The sequence below is a fragment of the Bacteroides sp. UBA939 genome, from assembly GCF_002293435.1.
Lineage (GTDB): Bacteria > Bacteroidota > Bacteroidia > Bacteroidales > Bacteroidaceae > Bacteroides.
In genome coordinates, this window is sequence record NZ_DBDF01000126.1 from 1 (window position 1) to 4,902 (window position 4,902).

5 protein-coding genes are annotated in these 4,902 nt (G+C 44.5%); 2 read left to right on the forward strand and 3 right to left on the reverse strand.

What is annotated here, in order from left to right:
- Nucleotides 1-198 (forward strand): hypothetical protein (locus B2Z67_RS08220; RefSeq protein ID WP_291529341.1); only part of this gene is annotated, 198 nt, incomplete at its 5' end.
- Here the strand turns inward: B2Z67_RS08220 and B2Z67_RS08225 are convergent.
- From B2Z67_RS08225 to B2Z67_RS08235, 3 genes are all read right to left on the reverse strand, one after another.
- Nucleotides 174-1,097, reverse strand: coding sequence for an amidohydrolase family protein (locus B2Z67_RS08225; protein ID WP_291529342.1), 924 nt, complete (start codon nucleotides 1,095-1,097; stop codon nucleotides 174-176). The two genes, B2Z67_RS08220 and B2Z67_RS08225, sit on opposite strands and share 25 nt — an antisense overlap.
- A gap of 15 nt (nucleotides 1,098-1,112) precedes the next feature.
- A complete protein-coding gene (locus B2Z67_RS08230; protein ID WP_291529343.1) occupies nucleotides 1,113-2,045 on the reverse strand; it encodes an aldo/keto reductase in 933 nt (310 codons plus the stop codon).
- Nucleotides 2,046-2,115: 70 nt separating this feature from the next.
- Entirely contained in the window at nucleotides 2,116-4,242 is a 2,127-nt protein-coding gene (locus tag B2Z67_RS08235) for a toxin-antitoxin system YwqK family antitoxin (protein ID WP_291529344.1), read from the reverse strand.
- A gap of 146 nt (nucleotides 4,243-4,388) precedes the next feature.
- Here B2Z67_RS08235 and B2Z67_RS08240 point away from each other — a divergent pair, with 146 nt between their 5' ends.
- A complete protein-coding gene (locus B2Z67_RS08240) occupies nucleotides 4,389-4,823 on the forward strand; it encodes a DUF6078 family protein (protein ID WP_291529345.1) in 435 nt (144 codons plus the stop codon).
- Nucleotides 4,824-4,902: the final 79 nt, after the last annotated feature.

A 4,902-nucleotide genomic window follows, 5' to 3' on the forward strand; every position in this document is an offset into this window, starting at 1 on the left:
CCCCGCAAGAGGGGAGGTGGTAGGCAGAAAGAATTCCTTAGAGTTATGATTAATAGGTATTTATTTTCCCTACCACCTCCCCCTGCGGGTACTCCTCCTCCCGGGAGGAGGAGAATAAAGATACTACTGATTGTTAACAATATAAACAACATGCGAAACTTGAATAATAGATTTTATTCAGACATATTCCTGATATAGGGAAGTACCGGAAGTTCCGTGAAACCATAGAACTTCCGGGCATTTCCGCCCAGAAACAGTGCTTTCTCGTCTTCGGACAATTCCGGTGATTTCACTATAAAGTCATAAGACATTTTGTAAGTGATAGCCGTAATCGTACGCGGATAATCCGACCCCCACATAAGTTTCTCCATTCCCACCAGCCCGGCAGCTTCACGAATCGCTTTTACCGCACCTTTGAAAGGATAGAATTCATCATTGAAAAGCCAGGTTATCCCCCCGGACTCAATCATCACATTCGGGTGGCGCGCCAACTTTATTTGTTCTTTCCAGTCAGGAAGCGTAACCATGCCAAAATGTCCGACAGCAATCTTCAGTCGAGGACATTCCTGAATAACCTCTTCCATTTCAGGAACTTGCATCGCCCCATCCGCCAGGTCGACGGACAATATTACATTCCGTTCTTCCATAAACCGGAACATCGCCATCATTTCCTCGCTATTCAACATTACCCGTCCTTCTTTCAACAGCAAACGCTGGGCGGGAATCTTGATTGCTTTAAACCCTCGTTCAATCAGTTCTTTCGCCTGTTCCAAAAATCCTGGTTTGCGAAACTCGCACATTCCGCAGACAAAGAAACGGTCAGGGTAGCGGGACATGACTTCTTCCAGGTATTCATTCTGAATGCCATCAATAAACTCCTGCGTAATGACAGCCGCAGATACCTGCGCATAATCCATATTCGACAAAAAAACCTCTGCGCTATTTACTCCGTCTATCATGAAAGGAGGAACCATCTGGCGAACTTCTCCCATAAACAACGAACGCCCGTTCTCCAGCGTCCGGATAGGAAAGCCATCGACCGTTGTATCCTGTCGCAGCCATAAATGGGCGTGCGCATCAATAACCGTATAACTCATAGACTGACCCGTTTTTTAAGAGTTTGCCCAACTTACACGTTGCTGTTCTCCGATGATCTTCCGCACCTCATGGACAAGTTCCCAGTCTATGGGTTCTTTAATGAAAGCGACGTTTTTCTTCACATTCTCCGGATTGGTAGTACTAAAGAGCGTAGTGGCTATCCCGGGATTGCTCACGGAAAACTGCATAGCCAGCTTCTCTATCGGATAATTCTTAGCTTTACAGTATTCCATTGCTTTACGGCAGGCATCTACCAATGGTTTGGGAGCCGGATGCCAGGCAGGAACACCTCGTTCGCTCAATAAACCCATAGAAAGCGGGGAAGCATTGATTACGCCGATTCCTTTCGTTTCAAAATAATCCAGGAAATCAGCCAGCTTATCATCGCAAAGACAATAGTGGCAGAAGTTAAGGACAGATTCAACAGTACCGCATGGGGAATGTTCAATCACCCATTTCAGGTTTTCGAGCTGCAAGTCGGTGATTCCAACGTGTCCTACCATTCCCTTTTCACGCAATTCGACCAGGGCAGGCAGTGTCTCATTAACTACCTGATTCAGGTCGGCAAATTCCACATCGTGTACATTAATCAGGTCGATGAAGTCAATATTCAAGCGTTCCATGCTCTCATAGACACTTTCCGCGGCACGCTTTGCCGAATAGTCCCATGTATTTGCGCCGTCTTTACCGTATCGTCCTACTTTCGTGGAAAGATAATAGCTATTGCGGGGAAGCTCTTTCAGCGCTTTTCCAAGAACAGTCTCTGCCTTATAATGTCCATAATAAGGAGAAACATCAATAAAGTTCATGCCGGTTTCGATAGCGGCAAACACTGCCCGAATGCCTTCTTTCTCTTTCAGATCATGGAATACTCCTCCTAAAGAAGAAGCTCCGAAACTAAGAGATGATACCTTCATCCCTGTCTTTCCGATTTCACGGTATTGCATACACATAAGTTTTATATAGTTTTAGAACCTGTTTCGAGTTTCCTTTTCAAGATTCTATGATTCTTCTTAATTATTTAAATTTCTCTTTACGTTCAAACTTTCCTTCCTCGGTATAGTATTTCCATGTACCCTTAGGTTGGTTTTTTGAATATTTCCCGCGAAGTTTCAATTTGCCGTTTTCATAATATTCACGATAACGTCCGTGGCGTTTTCCTTCTTTCACTTCCACTTCGCTTTTTAAAGCGCCTTCCGGATAGAACTCCCGCAAAACATTACCTTCGAACTTCTCGACATAAAAACGTTGCAATTCGCTCATCAATTCTTTTTCGGTTGCGGTATCTTCATTCACTTCTTCGCTTCCTTCACCTACTTCGCTTACTTCACTTCCTTCACTTCCTTCACCTTCTCCGCTTTCCTCGCCTTCTTCATTTGCTTCATCAACGTCAACCGCTACATCTGCTTCGGGCTTGTACGGACTATAATCCATCACATACTGCAAAGAAGCCGACTGACCATCGCCTGTAATCTGCATTGTCCAGTAAGGGAACGAAAATAGAATTTCCTTATCCGATTGTATCTCTCGCCAAGTAGTAGCGTTCATCATAGGCTTCAACTGGGAATAGAACTTCTGCACATCCGTATATAAGAAAACCGTAGAACCGGAATTCAAATAGGAGAATGCGTTCTTAAAGCCGGGACTATTTCCCAACAAGTTCTTCTGCTCGTAATCCTCCACGAATGAGAGCAGGGACGAAGCTTTGTTGCTGAACACCACATAATCGTCTACGTAAGTATAATATGGCTTCTCGAATTTATCAAACAGTTTTCCAAAGAACAGGCGGAAAAAGCCTTTCATCTCGACGTAGTTAATTTCGAAGTCCTTATAATTGACCGACTTAATCCTGACCGGAGTACGCCGCTTAATCTTCTTTTCAATAAAGTCCATATTCTCACGGGCATCATCTATGCTCTTAGCCCTGATGGCGAGAATAAGTTCAGGCTCACGTCCCAACAGTCCCGGCTCGGATTGTGTAATGGCAAACTCTCCCGACATCCAGCTCAGGAAGTTGTCTTCCAGGGAAATACCGAACAGTTTTTCTATCTTTTCACGGGAACTTTTATAAGTATCGTACATTTGCCGGTCGTGCGCAAACAACGTATTTTCCAGTTCCTTCACAAACGTCAGCGGGTCATCGAAACCTATATTGGTGTAAAGGGCGGTCCGGCCGGATAATATCTCATGCGCCTTCATCGTATGCTTTCCGGAGCTTAACAGGGCGGCGACATAAGGGTTGGCTGTATCCTTCCGCAATGTGTAGCCTTTCACTTCCATCCGGCTGTTGTCCGTATTGAAATAAAGTCCGGCAAAATCCATAGAATTGCTGAACATATCCATATACTCGTTTCCGGCACCCAGATAAATACTCATAAACTGCGGCAGACTTGCATAATTCACAAAGACCTGCACCAGTCCTTTACCGGATACCAGTTTTTCAGCTTCGATAAAGCCATGATTGAGTCCTATTTCAGGCTTATTGCGGGAGTCGATAGCCGCTTCCACGAGCTTGGATGTATACGAACCGATAAAGTGATTGCTTACAAAAGCGCAATAAAAGATATCGCGTGTTTCCGGATCGCGCATTTCGAGAATGTTAATGCCATTATGCTTCCGGTTAGTGACCGAAAAACCAGCCATTGAGAGAACTGTTTCAATCTGATCCTTCAACAAATCCATCTTGGATGCTTTCTGCATATCCAGAACGAGCAGGAAGTCCCACTCCGTGGCGCGTACCTTATGGACTGAAATGAGTATATCGCGTTTACCGACGAGCGACAACAACATTTTATTGCTTTTGACAACTTCATCAAGCGTTTCAACATTCTTCGTGACTTCCTGGAATGCTTTCGCTTTCTTCATGCATTGCCAGGTTTCGCTGCTGCTGAATTTTCCCCAATCGCCAATCGGATCTGATGATTGAATGATAAACGCCGCGTCTTCCGGCACCAGATAGATTTGCCGGATATTGCGGTCGGGCAAAACAAACACGCAAACTATGGAATATACAAAATAGGCCGCCACTGCCAATAGGGCCACTATCAGGGTTCTTTTTACAATTTTCCGTGTGCGTGTGTTCTTCTTCTTCGGCTCAGAAGGTTGTCCCTGTTGTTTCTGTTGTTCGTTAATTAACTCATCCATTATTAACCCATTATTAAATTCATTGGCAAATTATCAGTTCGCCGGCAAAACTACGAAAAAAAGAAATCTATCCCAAGCAATTGCTATTTTTACGTATAAAGTTTCCTATCTTTGGCTCCGCAAATCGTATATAAACAAAATCAATAATGAAAAGACATTCTGAAATTCCATTAGTGCCCTATAATTTTGCCCGTTGTTTCAATGACTCATGCACCAAAGCCGGGCAATGCCTGCACCGTATGGCAGCCACTAACGATACTGCCCAACATCCCACTATCCCAATCATCAATCCGAGGTGCATCCCCGAAGACACCGGCGCTTGCAAGTATTTCAAGTCGACGCAGAAGATGCGTGTGGCATGGGGCATACAACATCTGCTCGACACTGTGCCTCATAAAGATGCCCGGTCGATAAAAGCCCAACTCATAGCTCATTTCGGTAAAACAAAGTACTACCGGATTTACCGTGAAGAGAATTTCCTCACCCCTGAAGAGCAGGAGTATATCCGCCGGCTCTTCCACAAATATGGTGTAGAGCAAGAACCGGCTTTTGAATCTTACAGTGACGAATATAGGTGGTAGGGTAATTTTGCTCCGGCGTCACGTTTTCCATTTACCTCCATAAAGTTAAAAATCGATTTTTATCTGCCATCTGCCACCT

Bases quoted from the DNA above. Each gene is read 5' to 3' on its own strand.
- B2Z67_RS08240 (WP_291529345.1), top strand. From the start codon at position 4,389: ATGAAAAGACATTCTGAAATTCCATTAGTGCCCTATAATTTTGCCCGT.
- B2Z67_RS08230 (WP_291529343.1), bottom strand. From the start codon at position 2,045: ATGCAATACCGTGAAATCGGAAAGACAGGGATGAAGGTATCATCTCTT.
- B2Z67_RS08225 (WP_291529342.1), bottom strand. From the start codon at position 1,097: ATGAGTTATACGGTTATTGATGCGCACGCCCATTTATGGCTGCGACAG.
- B2Z67_RS08235 (WP_291529344.1), bottom strand. From the start codon at position 4,242: ATGGATGAGTTAATTAACGAACAACAGAAACAACAGGGACAACCTTCT.